The sequence below is a fragment of the Mesorhizobium sp. ZC-5 genome, assembly GCF_025753855.1.
In the GTDB taxonomy this organism is placed as follows: Bacteria; Pseudomonadota; Alphaproteobacteria; order Rhizobiales; family Rhizobiaceae; genus Neomesorhizobium.
The window spans coordinates 564,250-585,908 of the sequence record NZ_JAOWPT010000002.1; the positions used below are offsets into that span (position 1 = coordinate 564,250).

At 64.0% G+C, this 21,659-nt stretch carries 20 protein-coding genes; 10 read left to right on the plus strand and 10 right to left on the minus strand.

Annotation, left to right across the window (positions count from 1 at the left end):
• Window positions 1-18 precede the first annotated feature (18 nt).
• Window positions 19-423, minus strand: a complete 405-nt coding sequence (locus OHD58_RS05975; protein ID WP_263802146.1) for a hypothetical protein — start codon at window positions 421-423, stop codon at window positions 19-21.
• A gap of 260 nt (window positions 424-683) precedes the next feature.
• Between OHD58_RS05975 and deoC the strand changes: the two genes are divergently transcribed.
• The 3 genes from deoC to OHD58_RS05990 all read left to right on the plus strand — a co-directional run bounded on the left by deoC (window position 684) and on the right by OHD58_RS05990 (window position 5,061).
• Complete coding sequence (deoC, locus tag OHD58_RS05980) at window positions 684-1,733, plus strand: deoxyribose-phosphate aldolase (protein ID WP_263802147.1); 1,050 nt, start codon at window positions 684-686, stop codon at window positions 1,731-1,733.
• 11 nt (window positions 1,734-1,744) lie between these two features.
• A complete protein-coding gene (locus tag OHD58_RS05985) occupies window positions 1,745-4,120 on the plus strand; it encodes an aldehyde dehydrogenase family protein (RefSeq protein ID WP_263802148.1) in 2,376 nt (791 codons plus the stop codon).
• A gap of 95 nt (window positions 4,121-4,215) precedes the next feature.
• Window positions 4,216-5,061, plus strand: coding sequence for a fumarylacetoacetate hydrolase family protein (locus OHD58_RS05990; RefSeq protein ID WP_263802150.1), 846 nt, complete (start codon window positions 4,216-4,218; stop codon window positions 5,059-5,061).
• Here OHD58_RS05990 and OHD58_RS05995 read toward each other — a convergent pair.
• The 7 genes from OHD58_RS05995 to OHD58_RS06025 form a co-directional block, all read right to left on the minus strand.
• Window positions 5,058-6,272 carry an adenylate/guanylate cyclase domain-containing protein gene (locus OHD58_RS05995; RefSeq protein WP_263802151.1) on the minus strand — a complete coding sequence of 405 codons (1,215 nt, stop codon included), beginning with the start codon at window positions 6,270-6,272 and terminating at the stop codon, window positions 5,058-5,060. The genes OHD58_RS05990 and OHD58_RS05995 overlap by 4 nt on opposite strands.
• Window positions 6,273-6,314: 42 nt before the next feature.
• Window positions 6,315-7,313 carry an ABC transporter ATP-binding protein gene (locus tag OHD58_RS06000; RefSeq protein ID WP_263802152.1) on the minus strand — a complete coding sequence of 333 codons (999 nt, stop codon included), beginning with the start codon at window positions 7,311-7,313 and terminating at the stop codon, window positions 6,315-6,317.
• Window positions 7,314-7,398: 85 nt separating this feature from the next.
• A complete protein-coding gene (locus OHD58_RS06005; RefSeq protein WP_263802718.1) occupies window positions 7,399-8,451 on the minus strand; it encodes a Gfo/Idh/MocA family protein in 1,053 nt (350 codons plus the stop codon).
• 8 nt (window positions 8,452-8,459) lie between these two features.
• Window positions 8,460-9,299 carry a carbohydrate ABC transporter permease gene (locus tag OHD58_RS06010; protein WP_263802153.1) on the minus strand — a complete coding sequence of 280 codons (840 nt, stop codon included), beginning with the start codon at window positions 9,297-9,299 and terminating at the stop codon, window positions 8,460-8,462.
• 10 nt (window positions 9,300-9,309) lie between these two features.
• A complete protein-coding gene (locus OHD58_RS06015; RefSeq protein ID WP_263802154.1) occupies window positions 9,310-10,239 on the minus strand; it encodes a carbohydrate ABC transporter permease in 930 nt (309 codons plus the stop codon).
• Between the two features lie 224 nt (window positions 10,240-10,463).
• Complete coding sequence (locus tag OHD58_RS06020) at window positions 10,464-11,723, minus strand: ABC transporter substrate-binding protein (RefSeq protein WP_263802155.1); 1,260 nt, start codon at window positions 11,721-11,723, stop codon at window positions 10,464-10,466.
• Window positions 11,724-11,748: 25 nt separating this feature from the next.
• Window positions 11,749-12,669, minus strand: a complete 921-nt coding sequence (locus OHD58_RS06025; RefSeq protein WP_263802156.1) for an N-acetylmuramic acid 6-phosphate etherase — start codon at window positions 12,667-12,669, stop codon at window positions 11,749-11,751.
• Window positions 12,670-12,868: 199 nt separating this feature from the next.
• Here OHD58_RS06025 and OHD58_RS06030 point away from each other — a divergent pair, with 199 nt between their 5' ends.
• The 5 genes from OHD58_RS06030 (at window position 12,869) to OHD58_RS06050 (ending at window position 17,821) form a co-directional block, all read left to right on the plus strand.
• Entirely contained in the window at window positions 12,869-13,741 is an 873-nt protein-coding gene (locus OHD58_RS06030; protein WP_263802157.1) for an N-acetylglucosamine kinase, read from the plus strand.
• A gap of 1 nt (window position 13,742) precedes the next feature.
• Window positions 13,743-14,528: a GntR family transcriptional regulator gene (locus OHD58_RS06035; protein WP_263802158.1), complete on the plus strand. Its 786-nt coding sequence runs from the start codon at window positions 13,743-13,745 to the stop codon at window positions 14,526-14,528.
• Window positions 14,525-15,556: an SIS domain-containing protein gene (locus OHD58_RS06040; RefSeq protein ID WP_263802159.1), complete on the plus strand. Its 1,032-nt coding sequence runs from the start codon at window positions 14,525-14,527 to the stop codon at window positions 15,554-15,556. Before OHD58_RS06035 ends, OHD58_RS06040 begins: the two co-directional genes overlap by 4 nt.
• Window positions 15,553-16,710, plus strand: coding sequence for an N-acetylglucosamine-6-phosphate deacetylase (gene nagA, locus OHD58_RS06045; RefSeq protein ID WP_263802160.1), 1,158 nt, complete (start codon window positions 15,553-15,555; stop codon window positions 16,708-16,710). Before OHD58_RS06040 ends, nagA begins: the two co-directional genes overlap by 4 nt.
• 79 nt (window positions 16,711-16,789) lie before the next feature.
• Window positions 16,790-17,821 (plus strand): histone deacetylase family protein, encoded by a 1,032-nt coding sequence (locus OHD58_RS06050; RefSeq protein WP_263802162.1) that lies wholly within the window; start codon window positions 16,790-16,792, stop codon window positions 17,819-17,821.
• A 6-nt stretch (window positions 17,822-17,827) separates the two neighbouring features.
• Here OHD58_RS06050 and OHD58_RS06055 read toward each other — a convergent pair whose 3' ends face one another.
• Window positions 17,828-18,850, minus strand: a complete 1,023-nt coding sequence (locus OHD58_RS06055) for a LacI family DNA-binding transcriptional regulator (RefSeq protein ID WP_263802163.1) — start codon at window positions 18,848-18,850, stop codon at window positions 17,828-17,830.
• Between the two features lie 24 nt (window positions 18,851-18,874).
• Window positions 18,875-19,075 carry a hypothetical protein gene (locus OHD58_RS06060; RefSeq protein ID WP_263802164.1) on the minus strand — a complete coding sequence of 67 codons (201 nt, stop codon included), beginning with the start codon at window positions 19,073-19,075 and terminating at the stop codon, window positions 18,875-18,877.
• 76 nt (window positions 19,076-19,151) lie between these two features.
• On the opposite strand from OHD58_RS06060, the gene OHD58_RS06065 reads away from it, so the two are divergent.
• Window positions 19,152-20,507, plus strand: a complete 1,356-nt coding sequence (locus OHD58_RS06065; RefSeq protein WP_263802165.1) for an ABC transporter substrate-binding protein — start codon at window positions 19,152-19,154, stop codon at window positions 20,505-20,507.
• A 141-nt stretch (window positions 20,508-20,648) separates the two neighbouring features.
• Entirely contained in the window at window positions 20,649-21,659 is a 1,011-nt protein-coding gene (locus OHD58_RS06070) for a carbohydrate ABC transporter permease (protein WP_263802166.1), read from the plus strand.

Here is a 21,659-nt window from a genome sequence, read left to right on the forward strand (position 1 = left end):
TGGGACTGAGTACTGCTGCTACCGCGTAGGCTTGTCACTGCGTCTGCGGGTAATGCTCTCCACGAGAATCTTCATCACACTCATGCAAACCACGCCGACGATGAAAATCGTTGCAAGGCGCAGCGCCGAAACATCTGGCTGCCAGAGAAAGATCGTCATAAAGCAGATGAAAATAAAGGCGTCGAGTATCTGGCGCTCAAGGAACACCGCCGTCCATGGCGTTCGGGACGCTTCAGATGAGAAGATCAGGTCGAGCCCGCGGCCTGCAAGGAAGAACAGCGGTACCGCAGTCAGTTTCACAAGGATGAGATTGAGCGGATCGCCGATGAAAAAGAGCAGTACAGCAAGGACCACGATCATCCCGATCGGAATGCCGTATTGCGTCAGCCGGCCATTCCGGACGGTAAGGCTTTGAACATCCATCGGCGTCCTCCTGATCGAGGATATGCTTGTAGCACAACCCTTTCGTGCAGAGAACCAGTGGAAACTGCCTGACGGGCAACTTGACCGTCCGGTCAAAATTTCACTGCATCAGAACCGATTTTCGTTTATCACCTGCCCAAACAGGACTCGTGCGACCACGCTTCGCGCGGTATCCTGATATCTGCCCGTGGCCTGGGAGGGTCCGGGCAAACCCGCGATGAATGCAAGACAAGGCATCGGCGGTTGCAGGAGGAAGGCGTATGAGCAGCAAGCAAGCCATTGCCGACGTGCCGGCCGAAACCGCTTCCGTGACCGCGCTGCCGGCACGCAATGCGGCAACCCCCGCCAGAACGTCCGGCATCGCCCGCAATCCCGGCATGGAACTCGATCTGGGCTGGCTGGAGGCGATGCGCCATGTCAATCGCTCTGCCCTGGAACGGCGTGTCGGGTCGATGACCAAGCGGCGCTCGATCAAGGCCGACAACCAGGCTGCCTGGCTGCTGCGCGCTGTGTCGGTGATGGATCTGACAACCCTTAATTCGAACGACACCGACGAGCGCGTCCGCCGGCTGTGCGCCAAGGCGATCAACCCATTCCGGCGGGATATCGTCGAGGGCCTGGGTATTGCCGGGGCGGACATCCGCCCGGCCGCCGTCTGCGTCTATCACCCGTTCGTCGCAACCGCGGTCGACGCGTTGAAGGGTACCGGCATCCATGTCGCCGCTGTCTCGACGGCTTTCCCGCACGGACTGTCGCCGCTGAAGACCCGCATCGAGGAAATCAAGGCGTCGGTGGCGGACGGCGCCGACGAGATCGACGTCGTCATCCCGCGCGGCCTCGTCTACGCCGCGAAATGGCAGGAGCTCTATGACGAGATCGTTGCCTTCCGCGCCGCCTGCGGCGAGGCGCACCTGAAGGTCATCCTCGGCACCGGCGATCTTTCGACGCTGCGCAACGTCATGCTCGCCTCGATGGTGGCGATGATGGCGGGCGCCGATTTCGTCAAGACCTCGACCGGCAAGGAGAGCGTCAACGCTACGCTGCCCGTCGGCCTCGCCATGGTGCGTTCCATCCGCGCCTATCACGACCGCACGGGCTATCTCATCGGCTTCAAGCCTGCCGGCGGCATCTCGACCGCCAAGTCGGCGCTCGACTGGCTGGTGCTGATGAAGGAAGAACTCGGCCGGCCGTGGCTGGAACCGGAACTTTTCCGCTTCGGCGCGTCGAGCCTTTTGACCGACATCGAGCGCCAGCTCGAACATCATCTGACCGGTCGCTATTCGGCCAATCATCGTCACGCGATGGCTTGAGGAGATTCCGCTTGAACATCCTGCAGCGGTACGAAGCGATGGATTACGGCGCGGCGCCCGAAGCGCGCAACGAGGCGGATGCCTGGCTTGCCGGCCGCGATTTCTCCAGGGCGCTGTTCATTGGCGGCGCCTGGCGCGCCGCTGCCGGCGGCAAGACCTTCGCCACCGAGGATCCCGCAACCGGCAAGCAACTGGCAAAAATCTCGGATGCCGGCGACGCCGACATCGACGCCGCGGTCGCGGCCGCGCGCAAGGCGCTGCCGAAATGGCAGGCGAGTTCCGGCTATGCGCGCGCCCGCGTGCTTTATGCGATCGGTCGCGCCATGCAGCGCCACCAGCGCCTGTTCGCGGTGCTGGAATCGCTCGACAATGGCAAGCCGATCCGCGAGAGCCGCGACATCGACGTGCCGCTGGCGATCCGCCATTTTATCCATCACGCCGGCTGGGCGCAGGCGCTGGACAAGGAATTCCCGGGCCATAAGGCGGCAGGCGTCGTCGGCCAGATCATCCCGTGGAATTTTCCGCTGCTGATGCTTGCCTGGAAGATCGCGCCGGCGCTCGCCGCCGGCTGCACCGTGGTGCTGAAGCCGGCCGAGTTCACGCCGCTGACGGCGATCCTGTTCGCCGAGATCTGCGAGAAGGCGGGAGTGCCGAAAGGCGTCGTCAACATCGTGCCGGGCGGACCTGACGCGGGCGCGGCGATCGTCAACCACGCCGATGTCGACAAGATCGCCTTCACCGGCTCGTCGGAAGTCGGAAAGATCATCCGGAAAGCAACAGCCGGCAGCGGCAAGAAAATCTCGCTGGAGCTTGGCGGCAAATCGGCCTTCGTGGTGTTCGAGGACGCCGATCTTGACAGCGCGGTCGAAGGCCTCGTCGACGGCATCTGGTTCAACCAGGGCCAGGTCTGCTGCGCAGGCTCGCGGCTTCTGGCGCAGGAAGGCATCGCGGACCCATTGTTCGCGAAGATCAAGACGCGCATGGGGCAATTGCGCCTCGGCAGCCCGCTCGACAAGAACACCGACATCGGCCCGCTGGTCGCCGCCGTGCAGCGCGACCGCGTTGGTGGCCTCGTCGAAGAAGGCACCAGGCAAGGTGCGGTGTGCTGGCAGCCCGACACCGCGCTGCCGTCATCTGGCTACTTCTACCCTCCGACGCTCGCGACAAGTGTTTCGCCGGCTAATATCCTTGCCCAGGAAGAGGTCTTCGGCCCGGTGCTGGCGGCGATGACCTTCCGCAACACCGAGGAAGCGGTCGAACTCGCCAACAACACGCGATACGGCCTCGCCGCATCGGTGTGGAGCGAAAACATCAATCTCGCTTTGCATGTCGCGCCGCAGCTCAAGGCCGGCGTCGTCTGGATCAACGGCACCAACATGTTCGACGCCGCTTGCGGCTTCGGCGGCTATCGCGAAAGCGGCTTCGGCCGCGAGGGTGGCCGCGAGGGCATGCTGGAGTACCTCACGCTGAAGACACCGGCCGGTGCGATGCTCAAGCCGTCAACGCAGGCGGAAATCCGTATTGGCGAAGGCGATGCGCCGCTGATCGACCGAACGCCGAAACTCTTCATCGGCGGCAAGCAGGTGCGCCCGGACGGCAACTATTCCTTTGCGGTGGCCGACAGGAAAGGCCGGCTTGCCGGCGAAGTCGGGCTGGGCAGCCGCAAGGATATCCGCGATGCGGTGTCGGCGGCGCGAGCCGCATCGAAAGGCTGGGGCGAGGCGACCGCCTATAACCGCAGCCAGGTGCTCTATTTCTTCGCCGAAAACCTGTCCGCCCGCGCCGACGAGTTCGCGGCGCGGCTGACGCAGCTCACCGGCGCCTCAGCCAAGGCCGCACGCGCCGAAGTCGATGCGTCCGTCGAGCGCCTGTTCGAACACGCCGGGATGGCCGACAAGTTCGAGGGCCGCGTCCACCAGCCGCCTGCGCGCGCCGTCACGCTGGCGCTGCACGAGCCGGTCGGTGTCGTCGGCATCGTCGCGCCGGACGATGCGCCGTTGTTTTCGCTCGTCTCACTGGTCGCGCCGGCGCTTGCCATGGGCAATACGGTCGTCGCCGTGCCGTCGGCGCGTCACGCGCTGCTGGCCACCGATCTCTACCAGGTCATCGAATATTCCGACGTCCCGGCCGGCGCCATCAACATCGTCACCGGGCGCGCTGCCGAGCTTTGCGCCGTGCTGGCCAAGCATGACGATGTCGACGGGCTCTGGGTGATCGCTGACGCGGAAACCTGCAAGCAGGCGGAGGCGGAATCGATCGGCAACCTGAAACGCGTCTTCACCGGCAACGGTCGGGCGGTCGACTGGAACGCAGGGCCATGGGCGCCGGAAGCGCTGCTCCGCAAGGCAGTCGAGGTCAAGAACGTCTGGGTCCCTTACGGCGACTAGTTTTCCAAGAAAATTGCTGTCTGGCTCTTTACTCCACTTGCATGGCCTGTACGAAAGGTCGTGCTTGAAGACAAGCGGCTGCAAGGGAGAAGCAAGTGAAACTGGTGCGTTATGGTAAGGCGGGTGCGGAAAAGCCCGGCGTAATTGATGGCGACGGCAAGATCCGTGATCTCTCCGGCCATGTGGGCGATATCGCGGGTGCGGCGCTGGCGCCGGCATCGCTGAAGAAACTCGCCAAGATCGATCCTGCCTCGTTGCCGGCAGTTCGTGGCAACCCGCGCATCGGACCCTGTGTCGCCGGCGTCGGCAAATTTATCTGCATCGGTCTCAACTATTCCGACCATGCCGCCGAGACGGGCGCCACCGTGCCGTCCGAGCCGATCATCTTCATGAAGGCCACCTCGGCGATCGTCGGCCCGAACGACGACGTGCTGATCCCGCGCGGGTCGAAGAAGACCGATTGGGAGGTCGAACTCGGCATCGTGATCGGCAAGAAGGCCAAATACGTGACCGAGGCCGAGGCGCTGGATTACGTCGCCGGCTACTGCACCATCAATGATGTCTCGGAACGCGCCTTCCAGGCTGAGCGCCAGGGCCAGTGGACCAAGGGCAAGAGCTGTGACACATTCGGCCCGATCGGCCCCTGGTTGGTAACCAGGGACGAGGTGAAGGATCCGCAGAACCTGAAGATGTGGCTGACGGTCAACGGCAAGAAGAGGCAGGACGGCTCGACCAGAACCATGGTCTATGGCGCCGCCTTCCTCGTCTCCTACCTGTCGCAGTTCATGTCGCTGCAACCCGGCGACATCATCTCGACCGGCACGCCTCCCGGCGTCGGCCTCGGCATGAAGCCGCCGAAGTTCCTGAAGGCTGGCGACGTGGTCGAACTCGGCATCGAGGGGTTGGGCAACCAGCGCCAGCAGATGAAGGCGGACGCTTAACCTATCTCGCGGTCGCGCGTGAACAGTTCCTGGACACGCGCGACGCCCCGCAAGGCATAGCGGCCGACTGAAACCAGAACCGGCTGCTCTGCTTCAGGCAGCGTGGCGCGAAAATCCGAAGAGAACAGCACGTCGCGATCGGCCGAACGGCACATCGCGGCGATGCGGCTCACCTCGTTGACCGCTTGGCCGACGACGGTGAAGTCGAGTCGGTCCTTGCTGCCGATATTGCCGTAGAAGACATCGCCGATGTGCAGGCCGAGATAGATCGAAGCGACCGGCCGGTTTTCGGCGGCGCGGCGCTGGTTGAGCGCGGAGAGCCTCGATCGCAGATCGGCTTCGGCCCGCAGCGCCGCCTGGCAGGCTGCAACCGAATCGTCGGCGGTGAAGATCGCCAGGATGCCGTCGCCGATCAGTTTCAGCACGTCGCCGCCGGCGCCATGCACCGCCGAGATGACCGCCTCCGCGTAATCGTCGAGCAACGGGATCAACTGGTCGGAGGCGATGGTTTCCGAAAGCGGCGTATAGCCCTGGATGTCGGAAGACCACAAAACCGCGTTGATCTTCTCGACGGTTCCGCGCGACATCTTGCCCTGCAGCACGCGACGGCCCGCATCGCGGCCAAGATAGGCCTCGACCAGCGATTCCGCGACGCGCGCCAGTGAGGCCGATTTGATCGCCAGGCCAAGCGCCGGCACCAGCCGACGCAAGGCGACGACCTCGGCATCGCTGAAACCGCCTGGCCGCGCCGTCAGCCAGCGCGAAAGGAAGCAGTCCATCTCGCCGATCGCCGCTTCGCGGTCGAAGCGCTGGATCATCGCCAGATAGTCGGTCTGACCTTCCGACTGCAATTCGCCGAGAACTTCGAAATCCTTCGTTTCACCCGCTTCGAGCCGGCGGCGCATTTCGCTCTTTCCGGATTGCAGCAGGTGGTAGAAGGGGCTGCGGTGCCACCCTTCGACGTTTTCGCCCTCTTCGCTCGGCCCGTATTCGGAAACGGCGGTTTCAAGCTGCTTGTCGCCGGCCCAGAAGAAGGCGCGGCCTTCGTACACCGGGTGCAGCGTATCGATGATGGCAACGCCGCGCGTCAGGCCCATGCCGGCCGCGACGCAACGCTCGCAGAAGCCGTGCAGCAGCGAAACCTCGTCGTCGCCGGCAAGGCCGCGCGCAACGAGCCAGTCGGCGATTTCATTGATGCTCGTGTCGTCCATGCATGCCGCCTGACACCGAAGCCGGGCGGCCTCGTATGGCAGTTATGCCATGACCTTGCCGTCGCTGCCAAACCGGTAGGTCTTGCCGGGCTCCGGTGTCGCATAGACCGTCGCGCCCGGCTCGGCGTTGTAGACGCCGAAGATGCGTACCGTCAGCAGGCCGGCCTTCTCGGTATCGATGTAAAGATTGGTGTCGGCGCCGAGATGCTCGGCATGGATCACCGTACCCTTCCAGGTGCCTTTCTTCTTGTCGACCGTCAGGTGCTCCGGCCGGACACCAACCGTCTTGGCCGTCTCGCCAAGCCGCGCACCGTCGATGAAGTTCATCCTGGGTGAGCCGATGAAGCTGGCGACGAATTCGTTGGCCGGCGAATTGTAGAGTTCCATCGGGCCGCCGACCTGCTCGATCTGGCCGTTGTTCAAGACAACGATCTTGTCGGCCAGCGTCATCGCCTCGACCTGGTCGTGTGTCACATAGATCATCGTCGCCTTCAGCCGGCGGTGCAGCTGCGCGATCTCGAGCCTCGTGTTGACGCGGAGTGCGGCGTCGAGATTGGACAGCGGTTCGTCGAACAGGAACAGCTTGGGCTCGCGCACCAGCGCGCGGCCGATGGCGACGCGCTGGCGCTGGCCGCCGGAAAGCTCGGCGGGGCGGCGCTCCAGATAAGGCTCGAGCGACAGCATCGCCGAGGAAGCCGCAATGCGCTTTTCGATCTCCGCCGCCGGCGTTCCCGCCTGCTTCAGGCCGAGGCCCATATTGTTTTTCACGGTCAGGTGTGGGTAGAGCGCATAGGTCTGGAACACCATGGCGATGCCGCGCTGGGCCGGCGGCACGTGGTCGACTTTCTCCCCGTCGATCCTGACATCGCCGCCGGTGAGGTCTTCCAGCCCGGCTATGATGCGCAGCAGCGTGGACTTGCCGCATCCAGATGGGCCGACGAAGACGACGAACTCGCCGTCGGTCACTTCGAGGTCGATGCCTTTCAGCACGTCGACCTTGCCGAAGCTCTTTTTGACGTTCTGGAGTTTCAGCGAGCCCATCAGTGTTTCCATCCAAATATGTGCGGAGAAGCTTGCGAGACAGCGCCGCCCTCTGGCCTGCCGGCCATCTGCTGTGTTGTAGTCATCACAACCTCACCGCCTTCCCGGTCCGTACGCTTTCGTCAGCGGCCAGGCACACGGCGAGCGACTTCACCGCATCATCCATGTGGCGGCCGAGATCGAGATCCTCGCGGATCGCCTTGAGCAGGAAGGCCTGTTCGCGGTCGCAGAGACCCTGGTGGTCGGGCTCGTCCTGCATCGACAGGTTCTGGTCGGGACTGGCGAACTTGCCGTCCGCGCGGGTCTCAGCCCTGTGCACGCGAATGACATTGGTCTTGGTGTGGGTGTCGATGTCGTCCGATTTGGCGCTGTCGCTCATCACGATCGAGACGCAGCCGTTCGGCGAGATCACGTCTTTCACGAAGAACGCGGTCTCCGACATCATCGGTCCCCAGCCCGCCTCGTACCAGCCGACCGAGCCGTCGTCGAACAGCACCTGCAGATGGCCGTAATTATACATTTTCGGATCGATCTCTTCCGAGAGCCGCAGCCCCATGCCGCGCACCTCGACAGGCTTTGCGTCGGTGATCTGGCACATCACATCGAGATAGTGCACGCCGCAGTCGACGATCGGCGATGTGGTCTGCATAAGCTGCTTGTGGGTGTCCCAGGTATGGCCGGAGGACTGCTGGTTGAGGTTCATGCGGAAGACGAATGGCCCGCCGAGCGCCCGCGCCTCGACGATCAGCCGCATCCATGAAGGGTGGTGGCGCAGGATATAGCCGATCACCAGCTTGCGGCCGTTTGCACGCGCCGCCGCGACGACGCGCTCGGCGTCCGCCACGGAGGTGGCCAGCGGCTTTTCGACGAACACATGGCAGCCCGCCTCCAGCGCCTTCACGGCATAGTCGGCATGGCTGTCGGAATAGGTGTTGATCGAGGCGACGTCCGGCTTGAATTCCCGCAGCGCTTCCTCGAACGACCGGCGCATCTCGTAGCCGGTCAAATCCGATGGTGCGGCTCCCGATCTGTTGACCAGCGCCGCGATCTCGAAGCCCGGATTGCCGTGGTAGGCGAGCGCATGGCTCTTGCCCATGTTGCCGAGCCCGGCAACGACGACACGCAGGGGCTTTTCCATAGTCGAACTCACTTCACTGCTCCCGCCGTGATGCCGCGGATCAGCTGCCGCGAGAAGATGAGATAGAGGATGAGCACCGGCACGATCGCCAGCGACAAGGCTGCCAGCACCGCGTTCCAGTTGGTTACGTACTGGCCGATGAAGATCTGCGCGCCGAGTGTCACGGTCTTGGTCGCTTCGGACGGCGCCAGGATGAGCGGGAACCACAAATCGTTCCAGATCGGGATCATGGTGAAGACCGCCACCGTCGCCATGGCCGGACGCACCAACGGCAGCACCAGCCTGAAGAAGATCGTGTATTCGGAAAGCCCGTCGATGCGGCCGGCGTTCTTCAGGTCGTCGGACACCTGCTTCATGAACTCCGACAGGATGAACACCGCCAGCGGCAGGCCCTGTGCGGTATAGACGAGCACCAGCGCCGTCAGCGTGTTGACCAGTCCGCTCGCCACCATCAACTGGAGAATGGCGACGGTGCCGAGCCGGATCGGGATCATGATGCCTAGCGCCAGGTAGAGGCCCATCAGCGAATTGCCCTTGAAGCGGTATTCCGACAGGGCAAACGCCGCCATGGCGCCGAACAAAAGCACCAGGAACAGCGACACCACCGTCACGATGAGGCTGTTCTGGAAATAGAGCAGGAAATCGCCTTGCGTCAGCACGGTGCGGAAGCCGACCAGGTCGAAAGTCTCCGGTGTCGGCGGCATCAGCGGCTGGCGGAAGATCGCGTTGCGCGACTTGAACGCGTTGATGACGATCACCAGCACAGGGAACAGCGCGATCACCGTATAGGCGATCAGGATCGCATGGGCGCCGATGGTGCGCGGCAGGGAGGAGCGGGCCTGGCTCATGTTGCGCTCCTCAATACTGGTACCGACGCAGGCGCGTCTGGATGGTGAACAGGTAGAGGCACACGCCGGCGAGGATGATGAAGAACATCATCGAGGCGATGGCCGCGCCCATGTTGCGGTCGCCGACCTGCAACTGGAAGCCGAAGAAGGTGCGGTAGAGGAAGGTGCCGAGAATATCGGTCGCGTAGTTCGGCCCGGCCAGCGCCCCCTGCGCCGAGTAGATCAGGTCGAAGGCGTTGAAGTTGCCGACGAAGGTGAGGATCGAGATGATGCCGATCGACGGCAGGATCAGCGGCAGCTTGATCTTCCAGAACTGCGACATGCCGGTGATGCCGTCCATCTCGGCTGCCTCGATCACCTCGTCGGGGATCGACAGCAGCGCCGCATAGATCAGCATCATCGGGATGCCGACGAACTGCCACACCGAGATCAGTCCGAGCGTGGTGAGCGCATATTCCTCCTTGCCGAGCCAAGGCGTGAACAGACTTTTCAGCCCGACCAGATCCATCAGATTGGGCGCCACGCCCCACAGCGGCGACAGGATCAGCTTCCAGGCGAACCCGACGATGACGAAGGACAGGATGGTCGGGATGAAGATCGCCGTCCGGTAGAAGGCGGAAAACCGCAGCCTCGGGCTGGACAGTAGCGCGGCGAGCACGACGCCGATCGGGTTCTGTACCAGCATGTGGATGATGAAGAACCAGGTGTTGTTCCAGAGCGCGTTCCAGAAGGTGGCAGCCCAGCGCGGATCGCCGAACAGCGTGCGGAAGTTGTCGAGGCCGACAAAGGACTGGGCGTTCTCCACGGTCCGGAACAGCGACAGCTGCAAGGTGCCGAACAACGGCAGGATCATCACCAGCGTATAGACGAGGACCGCCGGCGCCAGGAACACGACGATGTGCCAGCGGAATGGTCTGCTTGGTGTTGATGTTTCGGCCATGGGTTCGGTCTCTCGCCCGGTCAAGTTTGCGCGGCGCTTCAGATGATGGACGAAGGCGTAAACGTTGCAAGCACCTTCTCCCCTTGTGGGAGAAGGTGGATCGACGCGAAGCGTTGAGACGGATGAGGGGTGATGGACGGAGTGCCCGCTGGGAGCACCCCTCCCCTTCGGCAAGCTCAGGGTCGGCCACCTTCTCCCACAAGGGGAGAAGGTGGAGATTGAGCTTACTTAGCCGGCTTGAACCAGCTGTCGAGGCCCTTCTGCAGCTTCTCGCCGGCAACTTCCGGCGTATCAGTGCCGTTGATCACGTTCGCCGATTCAACCCAGGTCTCGTTCTCGAGGTTCGGGGTGCCGCGCGACAGGATCTGGTAGGTCGAGCGGATCGTCGGCTTGCACTTCTCGCGCCAGGAAACGAATTCCTGCGCCAGCGGATCTTCCATCTTCACCGGCGTCGACGACAGGCTAAAGAAGCCCGGCAGCGCGTTGGCGTAGATCGAAGCGAACTCCGGCGAAGCCACCCAGGAGAGGAACTTCTTGCCGGCCTCGAGGTTCTTGCTCTTGGCGTTGAGGCCGATCGCGATGTCGTTGTGATCGGAGATGTAGCAGGTGTCGCCGGCGTTCTTCACCGGCGGCGGGAAGGCGCCCATCTTGAACTGCGCCTGCGTGTTGAACACCGAGATCTCCCACGAACCGGCCGGGAAGATCGCGGCGCGGCCGAGCGTGAACAGGTTCTGGCTGTCCGGATAGGACTGCGCCTCGAAGCCGTCGCCGAGATAATCCTTCCACTTGGCGAGCGTCGCGAAGGGCTCGACCCACTGCGGATCGGTCAGCTTCTGCTCGCCCTTGATCAACGCCAGGCGGCCTTCCTCGCCCTTCCAGTAGGTCGGGCCGATGTTCTGGTAGCCCATTGTCGCGGCTTCCCAGAGGTCCTTGGTGCCCATCGCCATCGGGATGTAGGTGCCGTCGGCCTTGATCTTGTCGAGCGCGGCAAAGAACTCAGCTTCGGTGGCCGGCGGCGTGATGCCGAGCTTCTCGAAGGCTTCCTGGTTGTAGATGAAGCCGTGGATGACCGAGGCCATCGGCACGCAGAAGGTTGCCTTGCCGTCGTCGGTCTGCCAGGCCGACTTCGCCACGTCGGAGAAGTTCTCCATGCCGGGCACGCCGGTCAGGTCGGCGAGATGGCCCTTGTTGTAGAGTTCGAGCGAGGCGTCGAACGGACGGCAGGTGATGAGGTCGCCGGCCGAGCCCGCGTCGAGCTTGGCGTTGAGCGCGGCATTGTATTCGGTCGGCGCCGACGGTGCGAACACCACCTTGATGCCGGGGTTTGCCGCTTCGAAGGCGGGGATCAGCTTCTCCTGCCAGATGGCGAGATCGTCGTTGCGCCAGCTTTCTATGTTGAGCGTCACGTCCTGGGCGAAAGCGGTTCCGGCCGAGCCGAGTATGCTTGATCCCAGGAGAAGCGCTGTCAGTGTCTTTCTTGTCATGTCCGTTCTCCCTGTTTGACCCTGTTCAGGTTCCGTGTTGAGAGCGCGAGCTCCCCTCTAGCTCGGAAAGCGCCGGCCTGAGTTTCTGGCCGGCGCGTTCGAGTAGTCCCTTGGCGGCTTTGCGGTCGCCGGCGCCGGCGGCGAGAAGCACCGCCGTCTTCACGGAGCCCCCTGCCTTGTCGAGCCATTCGGCGGCGGCTTGCTGGTCGCAGCCGCTGACCGCCACGACGATGCGCGCGGCGCGGTCCTTGAGCTTCAGATTGTCGGCGTGAAGGTTGACCATGTAGCCGTCATGCACGTGACCGAGTTGGATCGCCATCAGCGTCGACAGCATGTTGAGGGCGATCTTCTGAGCCGTACCGGCGCCCATGCGGGTCGAGCCGGCGATCAGTTCCGGCGGCGTCGCCAGCACGATGCCGGCGTCGGCAAGCTTGATGATCGGCGTATCGGGATTGTTGGCGATGGCGATGGTCTTGAGCTTGCGGGCTTGCGCCTGCTCCAGCGCGGCGACGGCATAGGGCGTCGAGCCGCTGGCCGACAGCGCGATCAGGCAATCGCCTTCCGAGAGGCCCGCATCGGCGACGTCGCGCTTCGCCTGCTCTCCATCGTCTTCTGGTGCCCCGGCGAGGTTGTTCAGCGCCTCGACGCCACCGGCCAGCAGAACCACGATGCGGTCGCGCGGGATACCGAAGGTGCCGGGCAGTTCGAGCGCATCGGCGAGCGCCATCAGGCCGGAACTGCCGGCCGCGGCGTAGGCGAGCCTGCCGCCGCTCCGCAAGGTTGCGGCGGCGATTTCAGCCGCTTCCGCAATGGAATCCACGGCGCCGAGCACGGCTCCCGCGGCCTCGATCTGGGCTTCGGCGAGAAAGCGGAGCACGGCTTCGGGCGGCTGCAAATCCAGTCCGTCGGCCTTTGGGTGCTGCTGTTCGGTCCGCTTTACGGCCATTCCATTCCTCCCGTCGAATGGACAATACCAAAAAAATACCACTTGTCCAGCAACGTTAACACTTTTTTGAAACCATGCACTCCGCAGACAGCAATATTCCATATTATACAGAGGGATAGGCTTTGAAAGCTGCGACCGCCAAATTAACACTTGGCTATTGGTATTTTATTGGTATTATCCGAACAAGAGGAGAAATCGCTTGGAATTCGTGCTCGGCATCGACGGCGGCGGCACCAGTTGCAGGGCCGCGCTGGCAACGGCGGACGGCGCCGTGCTCGGTCGCGCCAAGAGCGGTGCTGCCAACATCCGCACCGACCTCACCGGCGCGCGCAGCAATATCGTCGAGGCGGCGCGGCTGGCCTTTATAAATGCCGGCAGGGATCCCGACCTCATCCCGCAAGCCGCTGCCGTGCTCGGCCTCGCCGGCGCCAATGTCGGCACCTACCGGCAGCAGCTTGAGGCGATCCTGCCGTTTGCCGCGAGCCGCGTCGAAACCGATGCCGAGATCGCGCTTGAAGGCGCGGTCGGTTCCGGTGATGGCGCCATGGCGATCCTCGGCACCGGCACCGCCTACATGGCGCGCAGGGACGGCAAGGCGCGCGCGATCGGCGGCTGGGGTTTCCAGGTCGGCGACCAGGGCAGCGGCGCGCGCATCGGCCGCGACCTGCTCGAGCAGACCTTGCTTGCCCATGACGGCATCCGGGCGCCCTCGCCGCTGACCGACGAGATGCTGTCGGTGTTCCGCGACAATCCCGAAGGCGTGGTGGAATTCACCACCAGCGCCAAGCCGGGCGATTTCGGCGGCTTCGCCCCGAAAGTCTTCGAACACGCCGCCAAGGGCGACATCGTCGCCATCTGGATCGTCGACAAGGCGGTGGCCGATGTCGAGGCCTCGCTCAATGTGCTCGACCTACGCGACGGCGATCCGCTGTGCCTGCTCGGCGGTCTGGCGCCGCTCTACGCGCCGCTGCTTTCAGCGCGCCATCGCGCCTTGCTGAAGCAGCCGCTCGACGATGCCCTCGGTGGCGCCGTGGCGATGGCGGCGCGGTATTTCGGCAAGGGGAGCGGCTGACATGGTCGAGCTCGCCGACCGGATCTTCGCGACGGTCAAGGATAACGGCCAGCGGGGCGCGCCGCTCTATCTGCGGCTGAAGAAGACCATCGAGGACGCGGTGCAGCGCGGCATTATCGGCCCCGGCGACGCGCTGCCCTCGGAACGCGATATTGCCATCAAGGCCGACATCTCGCGGGTAACCGTGCGCAAGGCGGTGCAGGACTTGGTCAAGGGTGGCGTGCTGATCCAGCGTCACGGCTCCGGCACCTTCGTGGCGCCGCGCGTCGATCGCGTCGAGCAGTCGCTGTCGCGGCTGACCTCCTTCACCGAGGACATGGCGCGCCGCGGCATGGCGGCGCGATCCGAGTGGCTCGACCGCGGCATCTATCCGCCGTCGCCCGACGAGATGATGGTGCTCGGTTTGTCGGCAAAGGAACTGGTGGCGCGGGTATCGCGGTTGCGTATCGCCGACGGTACGCCGCTGGCGATCGAGCGGGCGTCGCTGCCGACGGCAGCACTCCCCGACCCCGAGGCCGTCACCTCGTCGCTCTATCTCGAGCTGGAGAAGACCGGCAACCGTCCGGTTCGCGCCGTGCAGCGCATCTCCGCGGCCAACCTCGGCGAAGCCGATGCGCGGCTGCTCGACGTACCGGCCGGCTCGGCAAGCCTGCGCATCGAGCGCATTTCCTATCTCGCCACCGGCCGCGTCATCGAATTCACCCGCTCCATCTACCGGGGCGACGCCTATGATTTTGTCGCAGAACTGCGGTTGGGCGGCAGCGAAACAACCGGAGACAGCCAGTGACGGCGAACGCCACCCATATGATGCGGGAAATCAACGAGATTCCGGACGCGACGGCGCGGCTGCTCGATGTTTCCCAGAAATCGCTTGCCGAGGCTGGACGCGACATCCGCGCCCGCAACCCTGCCTTCCTGGTGACGGTGGCGCGTGGTTCGTCGGATCATGTCGCTTCCTTCATGAAGTATGCGGTGGAACTCACTGCCGGCATCCCGGTCGCCTCGGTCGGCCCGTCGGTCGCCTCGATCTATGGCGCGCAACTCAGGCTTGCCGGCTCCGCCTGTCTGTCCATATCGCAGTCGGGAAAGAGCCCCGACATCGTCGCCATGGCGGAGGAGGCGAAGCGCGGCGGCGCGCTGACGATTGCGCTCACCAACACGGCGGACTCGCCGCTGGCGCGCGCCTCGGACCACGCGATCGACATCGCCGCCGGTGTCGAAAAAAGCGTCGCGGCGACCAAGACCTTCGTCAATTCCGCTGTCGCAGGCCTGGCGCTGCTGGCGCACTGCACCGACGATCAGGCGCTGCTCGCGGCACTTGGCGAACTGCCGCAGCATTTCCGCAAGGCGATCGGCTGCGACTGGATGCAGCTCGCCGGCGCGCTGGAGGACGCAAGCTCGCTGTTCATCCTCGGCCGTGGCCCGTCCTTTGCCATCGCCAACGAGGCCGCACTCAAGTTCAAGGAAACCTGCGGCATGCATGCCGAAGCCTACAGCGCCGCCGAAGTGATGCACGGACCGCTGGCGCTGGTGACGCCTGGATTCCCGGTGCTGGCGCTCGCCGCCCGCGACCGTTCTGAACCGTCGATGGCCGAGACCGCCGAGGCGCTCGGCGAAAAACAGGCGGCGGTTTTTATCACCAGCGACAAGGCCGCGAAGGCGACGCGGCTGCCTTTTGCCGCCACCGGCCACCCGCTCACCGATCCGCTGGCGCTGATCGTGTCGTTCTACGCTTTCGTCGAGGCCTTCGCCCGCCACCGGGGCCTCAACCCGGACGAGCCCCGGAATCTCAAGAAGGTGACGGAGACCGTATGAGCGATCTGACCGCCTTTTCCGGGGCGCGCATCTTCGACGGCGAGACCTGGCATGAAGACGCCGCGCTCATCGCGCGAGGCGACACGGTCGAAGCCATTGCCTCCCTGCCTGCCGGCGCGCAAGCGGTTGAACTCGACGGCGGCATGCTCGTGCCGGGCTTTGTCGACCTGCAGGTCAATGGCGGCGGCGGCGTCATGCTGAACGACCGCCAGGACGTCGAGACCATCCGCACGATCTGCGCCGCCCACGCACCATTTGGCACCACCGCGCTTCTGCCGACGCTGATCACCGATACGCGCGAGATCACCGCTGCCACCGTCGAGGCCGGGGCGCAGGCGGCGCGTGAGCATGTGCCCGGCTTTCTCGGCCTGCATCTCGAAGGGCCGCATCTGTCGATCGCCCGCAAGGGCGCCCACGATCCTGCGCTGATCCGCCCGATGAGCGATGCCGACGAAGCCGCGCTGATCGCCGCGCATGAAAAGGTGCCGCACCTTCTGACCACCGTGGCGCCGGAATCGGTGACGCCGGAACGTATCGCGCGGCTGGTGGCGGCAGGCATCGTCGTCAGCCTCGGCCATTCCGACACGACCTACACGTCCGCCGCCGGCGCCGCCAGGGCAGGCGCCTCCATGGTCACGCATCTGTTCAACGCGATGAGCCAGATCGGCAACCGCGAGCCCGGCCTTGTCGGCGCAGCCATCGACACCGGCACGCTTTATGCCGGACTGATCGCCGATGGCATTCATGTCGACCCGGCGACGATCCGTATCGCCCTGCGCGGCAAGTCCGGCCCGGCGAGGATTTTCCTGGTCACCGACGCTATGGCGACGATCGGCACCGACATGCAGTCCTTCACGCTGAACGGCCGCCTGATCAAACGCGAAAACGGCAGCCTGCGGCTGGAAGACGGTACGCTGGCCGGCGCCGATCTCGACATGATCTCGGCCGTCCGCTTCATGCATCGGACGATCGGTATCCCCCTCGATGAAGCACTGCGCATGGCTTCGCTCTATCCGGCCCAGGCAATGGGTGTCGGCAGCCGCCACGGGCGGCTGGGAAAAGGGTCCGCCGCGAACTTCGTGCACCTCTCCAGCGGCCTCGAAGTCCGCGGCGTCTGGATCGATGGGCGCGGGGTCTTCGGCAAGGTTGTCTGACGGCCTGGCCCAGCCTTGCCGGCTTGAGATGAGCCACTGCCTCCGGTTAGTTTGCCGCAAGCAGCAATCAGGGGACATCATGAAGACAGTATTCTCGCCGCTTCACGCCGGCCATTCCGGCCAGATGGAACTCATGGCCGGCGAGATATTGCCTGGTTTCGAGAAGCCCTCGCGCGCCGAAATCATCAAGGCGCGCGTCGAATCGGAAAAGCTCGGGCCGATCCTGCCGCCCGACGTCCACGATCTGCAGGCGGCGAAGCGCGTCCATCGTGCCGACTACATCGACTTCCTGCCCACTGCCTGGCCGAAATGGGAAGCCGCCGGAAGAAAAGGCTCGGCCATTCCGTACACTTGGCCGACGCGCGGCCTGCGTACCGATGTGCTGCCGCAGACGATCGACGCGCAGCTCGGTTTCTATTCCTTCGACGGCGGCGCGAGTTTCGTCAAAGGCACATGGGACGCCATCAAGTCGTCCTGCGATGTCGCGCTGACAGCGGCCGCACTGGTCAAGGCCGGCGAGCGCGCCGCCTTCGCGCTTTGCCGGCCGCCCGGCCATCATGCCGGGTCGGCCTTCATGGGCGGCTACTGCTACATCAACAACGCCGCCGTCGCCGCGCAATGGTTCCGCGACCAGGGCGCGGCTCGTGTCACCATACTCGACGTCGACTATCACCACGGCAACGGCACCCAGGAAATCTTCTACGACCGCGCCGATGTCCAGGTTATCAACCTGCACGGCGACCCGATGACCGAATATCCGTTCTTCCTCGGCCATGCCGACGAAAGGGGCGAGGGTGCCGGCGAAGGCTTCAATCATAACTATCCGATGCCGTTCGGCACCGCATGGGAAGACTGGGGCGCAGCGCTTGAAGATGCCTGCGGCAAGCTCGCCGCCTTCGCTCCGGATGTCGTCGTCGTCTCGCTCGGCGTCGACACATTCGAGAAGGATCCGATCAGCCAGTTCAAGCTGACCTCGGAGGACTATCCGAAGATCGGCCGCCGCATCGCCAAACTCGGTCTGCCGACGCTGTTCGTCATGGAAGGCGGCTACGCGGTCGACGAGATCGGCATCAATGCCGTCGGCGTGCTGACCGGCTTCGAGGATCGTTAGGTCAGGTCAAGCCGGCGCGCCGGCGATCGAGCCACGAACCACCAGGTCGACGGGCCATATCTCGCCGCGAGGGCCGGTTTCGAGGCCGGAGATGCGCGCCGCCAGCCGCTCGGCCACCCGCGCCCCCGCCGCCCGGATCGACGACCGGGTGGTCGATAGCGGCACCGAAAAGTTCTCGGGCTTCAGCCACGGGAAAACGTCGTCGTGGGCGATCAGCGACACATCCGCGGGCACGCTCAGCCCGAGATCGCGGATCGCGCGCACCACGCCAAGCGTCATGAAGAGGCTCGAACAGACGATCGCCGTCGGCGCCTCGTCATGCTCAAGCAGCCGTCGCGTTGCCCGATAGCCGTTCTCCTCGGTCATCGCGACGGAGATCAGCCGGTGCGCCGGCAGCTTCAGCCCGCTCGCCGCCAATGCCTTTTTCAGGCCCCGCTCGCGGTGGATGGCGAAGGTCTGGCTGTCGTCGCCGTTGATCAGCGCGACCTTGGTGTGTCCCAACTGGATCAGCAGCCGGGTCGCCTCCTGGAACGCCGCCTCGTTGTCGATGTCGAGGAACGGATATTCGAAATCAAGCCCTTCGGTTCTGCCGTGAACGATGTAAGGTATGCCCAGATGTTCGAGCAGCGCCACCCGCCTGTCCGCCGGCCGCGGCGACGAGACATAGACCGCATCGACCTGCTTGTTGGCGACGATGCGCCGGTAGGTCGTTTCCTCCTCGTCGGCCGCCGTCGGGCTCAGCACCAGGTCGAGGTCATGGGAGCGCGCATAATCGCCAAGCCCGGACAGGAATTCGACGAAATGCGGATCCATGTCGACGCTGGCGCCGGTCGGCATCACATAGCCGATCATGCCGGCCTTGCCGGTCGCCAGCCTGCGCGCGCTCGGGTTCGGCCGGTAGCCGTGGCGCTTGGCGGCGTCCATGACGCGGCGGCGGGTTTCCTCGCTCACCTCCGGATAGCCGTTCAGCGCGCGGCTCACGGTTGTCTGCGACAGCGACAGCATGTGGGACAATTGTTTGAGGTTCACGGGGATATCGGTCCCAAAGCGCTTTCAAAGAACGGCCAAAATCCGGGGGACGATACGCGTCCGATCCGCAAGAGAAAAGAAAAATTCCATGCTGCGCTGCCGAATAACATATTGCATTGCGTCAGAAATTTGCCGTTTAAATCGATTTATCCAACTTCCTGCTTGACTCTCCGCGCGTTCAATGGCGATTATGGCGGAAGCCAAAGCGCTTTGGATTTCTTTCAAGGAAGAAGTCCTGCAGACGGCAAGGACGGGATGGAGGTCTCGTCCGCCTCATAGGATCCTACCGGGAGGAAGATCGATGAAAAAGACACTGATGCTTGGAGCGGCGTTGGCCGCGCTTGCTCTTGCGACGCCCGCTTCGGCGGAACTGAAGTTCAAGCCGGGCGAGGACGCCCGCTTCCACTGGGACAATTTCGAGGAGTTGAAGAAGGTCGACCTCAAGGGCGAGACCCTGTCGATCTTCGGACCGTGGCGCGGCGAGGACGAGGCCCTGGTCCGCAGCATGCTCGACTATTTCATCGAGGCGACCGGCGTCACCATCAACTATTCCTCTTCCGAAAATTACGAACAGCAGATTGTCATCGACACGCAGGCGGGCAGCCCGCCCAACATCGCCGTGCTGCCGCAGCCCGGCCTGTTGCAGGATCTGGCCTCGAAGGGCCTGCTGACGCCGCTCGGCGACGAGACCGCCGCCTTCGTCAAGGACAATTACGGCGCCGGCCAGTCGTGGGTCGATCTCGGCACCTACAAGGACAAGGACGGCACCGCGAAGTTCTTCGCCTTCCCCTACAAGGCCGACCTGAAGTCTCTGGTTTGGTATGTTCCGGAGAATTTCGAGGAAGCCGGCTATGAAGTGCCGAAGACCTGGGAAGAATTGCAGGCGCTGACCGACCAGATCGTCGAGGACGGCGGCGTGCCGTGGTGCATCGGGCTCGGCTCCGGCGGCGCCACCGGCTGGCCGGCGACCGACTGGGTCGAGGACATCATGCTGCGCACGGCGACGCCCGAGACCTACGACAAGTGGACCAGGAACGAGATTCCGTTCAACGACCCGGCGGTCGTCAACGCGCTCGATATCTTCGCCAAGATCGCCACCAACGACAAATATGTCGACGGCGGCAAGGCGGCGGTCGCCGCGACCGACTTCCGCGACAGCCCCAAGGGTCTCTTCGGCATCCCGCCGAAGTGCTACCTGCACCGCCAGGCGTCGTTCATTTCCTCGTTCTTCCCCGAGGGCACGAAGCTGGGCGAGGACGCCGACTTCTTCTACCTGCCGCCGATGGCCTCCAAGCCTGAACTCGGCACTCCCGTCCTCGGTGCGGGCACGCTGTTCACCATCACCAAGGACTCCAAGGCCGCGCGGGAATTCATTAAATATCTCCAGATGCCGCTTGCCCACGAGATCTGGATGGCCCAGTCCGGCCTGCTGACGCCGCTGAAGACGGCCAACCAGGAGGCCTATGCCAACGAAGCGCTGAAGAAGCAGGGCGACATCCTCGTCAACGCATCGACCTTCCGCTTCGACGGCTCCGACCTGATGCCCGGCAAGATCGGCGCCGGCGCTTTCTGGACCGGCATGATCGATCTCGTCGGCGGCAAGCCGGCAGCCGACGTGGCGGCCGACATCCAGAAGAGCTGGGACGCCATCAAGTAGGCCTGATGGGCGGTCTGGGTCGCCAGGCCGCGCCGCCCCCGTTCAGGCCATTCCAAAGTCGGCAATCCGGGCGCCCGCGCCCGGATCGGGCGGCGCTCCCCGGCGCCGTGGTTGAACTCAACCCGAAATGAGGGACGCACCATGGGTGCCCAGATATTTTCAGCCGTACTGGCTATTGTGCTCGGCGTCGGCGGCTGCGTCGTCTATTTCTACGGCGCCAACAAGCTGGTCGACATCATATTTCCGTCGCGCGGCGTCAGCGGCGCGGCGGCGATCGACAATCTGCGCCGTCAGGGACTGATCCGGCCCTGGCTGTTCATTGGCCCGGCGCTGCTCATTCTCACGATCTATCTGATCTACCCGGTCGTCAACACCGTGATCACCTCATTCCAGAACAAGGCGGGTGAGGGTTTCGTCGGCGTGGCCAACTACCAATGGGCGCTCGGCGATCGGGAGTTCCAGAACTCGATCTTCAACAACTTGCTGTGGCTGCTGGTCGTCCCGGCCGCCTGCACCTTCCTCGGCCTCATCATCGCGGTGCTCACCGACAAGATCTGGTGGGGCACCATCGCCAAGAGCCTGATCTTCCTGCCGCTCGCCATCTCCTTCGTCGGCGCCAGCGTCATCTGGAAATTCGTCTATGAGTACAAGGGCGACGGCCAGGTGCAGATCGGCATCCTGAACGCGATCGTTCAGGGGTTCGGCGGCGCGCCGCAAGTGTGGATATCGATGCCGTTCTGGAACAATTTCTTCCTGATGGTCATCCTGATCTGGATCCAGACCGGCTTCGCCATGGTCATCCTGTCGTCGGCCCTGCGCGGCATTCCGGAGGAGACGCTGGAAGCCGCGGTCATCGACGGCGCCAATCCCTTCCAGATATTCTGGAAGATCATGATCCCGCAGATCTGGGGCACCATCATGGTGGTGTGGACCACCATCACTATCCTGGTGCTCAAGGTGTTCGACATCGTGCTGACCATGACCAACGGACAGTGGAACAGCCAGGTTCTGGCGAACCTGATGTTCGACTGGATGTTCCGCGGCGGCGGCGATTTCGGCCGCGGCGCGGCGATCGCGGTGGTCATCATGCTGGCGGTGCTGCCGATCATGATCTGGAACATTCGCCAGGCGAACAAGGAAGGAGGGCTCTGA

Bases quoted from the DNA above. Each gene is read 5' to 3' on its own strand.
- OHD58_RS06065 (WP_263802165.1), top strand. From the start codon at position 19,152: ATGAAAAAGACACTGATGCTTGGAGCGGCGTTGGCCGCGCTTGCTCTT.
- deoC (WP_263802147.1), top strand. From the start codon at position 684: ATGAGCAGCAAGCAAGCCATTGCCGACGTGCCGGCCGAAACCGCTTCC.
- nagA (WP_263802160.1), top strand. From the start codon at position 15,553: ATGAGCGATCTGACCGCCTTTTCCGGGGCGCGCATCTTCGACGGCGAG.
- OHD58_RS06020 (WP_263802155.1), bottom strand. From the start codon at position 11,723: ATGACAAGAAAGACACTGACAGCGCTTCTCCTGGGATCAAGCATACTC.
- OHD58_RS05995 (WP_263802151.1), bottom strand. From the start codon at position 6,272: ATGGACGACACGAGCATCAATGAAATCGCCGACTGGCTCGTTGCGCGC.
- OHD58_RS06005 (WP_263802718.1), bottom strand. From the start codon at position 8,451: ATGGAAAAGCCCCTGCGTGTCGTCGTTGCCGGGCTCGGCAACATGGGC.
- OHD58_RS06025 (WP_263802156.1), bottom strand. From the start codon at position 12,669: ATGGCCGTAAAGCGGACCGAACAGCAGCACCCAAAGGCCGACGGACTG.
- OHD58_RS06015 (WP_263802154.1), bottom strand. From the start codon at position 10,239: ATGGCCGAAACATCAACACCAAGCAGACCATTCCGCTGGCACATCGTC.
- OHD58_RS06010 (WP_263802153.1), bottom strand. From the start codon at position 9,299: ATGAGCCAGGCCCGCTCCTCCCTGCCGCGCACCATCGGCGCCCATGCG.
- OHD58_RS06000 (WP_263802152.1), bottom strand. From the start codon at position 7,313: ATGGGCTCGCTGAAACTCCAGAACGTCAAAAAGAGCTTCGGCAAGGTC.
- OHD58_RS06050 (WP_263802162.1), top strand. From the start codon at position 16,790: ATGAAGACAGTATTCTCGCCGCTTCACGCCGGCCATTCCGGCCAGATG.
- OHD58_RS05975 (WP_263802146.1), bottom strand. From the start codon at position 423: ATGGATGTTCAAAGCCTTACCGTCCGGAATGGCCGGCTGACGCAATAC.
- OHD58_RS06035 (WP_263802158.1), top strand. From the start codon at position 13,743: ATGGTCGAGCTCGCCGACCGGATCTTCGCGACGGTCAAGGATAACGGC.
- OHD58_RS06070 (WP_263802166.1), top strand. From the start codon at position 20,649: ATGGGTGCCCAGATATTTTCAGCCGTACTGGCTATTGTGCTCGGCGTC.